Below are 1,471 nucleotides of genomic sequence, written 5' to 3' on the forward strand. Positions count from 1 at the left end.
CCGCCACATCGTTCCTGGCGGCGAACAGCTCGTGGTTCTTCTCGATGTCGTCGAGCTTGTAGCGATAATTGACCATCAGTCCATGCGCCTGACGCAAGGCTCGGGGCGACAGGTCGCCGAAAAGGTCGATGCGTTCCAGCCGTGCGCCATTGCCGAGATGGAACCGGGCGACCAGGTCGATCACCTTGCCGGAGGCGGTGCGAGCTTCGAGGAAATACTGTGCCGCAAGAGGAAGCAGTGCCTGGCCTACGCGGTCGCGCACGGCAGCGTCCGCATGCCAGCCCTCGTCGGCGACGAGGCCCAGCGCCTCAGTGGCGGAGGAACCGGTCTGCTCGGCCAGCCAGCGGGCAAAGCCCGGCACCGGGGACAGCGTGACGAAATCGGTCAGGCCGGGAAGGTCGCGGCGCAGATCCTCAACCACCTGCTTGATCAAAAAATTGCCGAAGGAGATGCCGCGCAAGCCTTCCTGGCAGTTGGAGATGGAATAGAACACCGCCGTCGTGGCCTGCCGTGGTTGCACCAGCGGCCGCTCGTCGGCAAGCAGCTCGGCGATCGTCGTCGGCATCGCCCGGGTCAGCGCGACCTCGACGAAGATCAGCGGCTCGTCGCCGAGTTGCGGATGGAAAAACGCATAGCAGAGCCGGTCCTCGGGCTCGATCCGGCGGCGCAGATCGTCCCAGGTGTGGATGGCGTGCACCGCCTCGTAGCGGATGATTTTTTCCAGGATGTTGGCCGGCGTCGACCAGTCGATCCGACGCAGCACCAGGAAGCCGCGGTTGAACCATGACGACAAGAGGTGCGTGAAGTCGGCATCGACTATGGCGAGATCAGGCGATGTGGTCAGCGGGGCAAGCAGATCCTCGCGCATGCGCACCAGCGTCTCGATGCCGCCGGGCGCCAGGTTCAGGCGGCGCAGGAGCTCCTGCCTGGCCGGTTCGGCGGCGTCGTGCAGGGCAAGTGCCGAGCGATCGTCGGGCGCGTCGCGATAGGCATCCACCGCGGCGGCAAGCCTGACATGATCGGTGCCGAACCGATCGCGCAGCACATGCAGAAATGCCAACCTTCCGTCGGCGCCGAGAGTGCGCCAGCGATCGAGTATTTCCCTTGCATAGGCGACGCCCGATGCCTCGCCCTGGCTGGAAAGCAGACGTGCGCACAGACGTGCCAGGCTGTCGGCCGAGACCGGTTCGTCACCGCGAACGAGGTTCAGCATCATCCGGCCGCGGTCGGCGATAGTGTTCAGCAGATCAGCGAAGAAAGGGCTGCGGTTCATCGATCCGACCGTCGAAGAGGCGCCTGCGGGAGGGTCCGGAGAGGCATAAGGGTGAGACAGAGAATATGGGACCGCATGTCATGAGCACAAGCGCCCGGCGGCGGTCGACAAATTCCTGACCGGCTGAACGGGACGGCGCGTGGCGCCGTCAGCGTCAGCGTCAGCGTTAGCCGGCCGCCCGGTCGGCCGCTGTCCTGA

General features: G+C 65.4%; 1 protein-coding gene. It reads right to left on the reverse strand.

Features of this window, described 5'->3' with window-relative positions:
• A partial coding sequence (locus E5W87_RS34275) for a malonyl-CoA decarboxylase (RefSeq protein WP_292408021.1) occupies positions 1 to 1,273 on the reverse strand: 1,273 nt, incomplete at its 3' end.
• Positions 1,274 to 1,471: the final 198 nt, after the last annotated feature.

Origin of the sequence: Mesorhizobium sp. (genome assembly GCF_004962925.1) — a bacterium.
GTDB lineage: Bacteria > Pseudomonadota > Alphaproteobacteria > Rhizobiales > Rhizobiaceae > Mesorhizobium.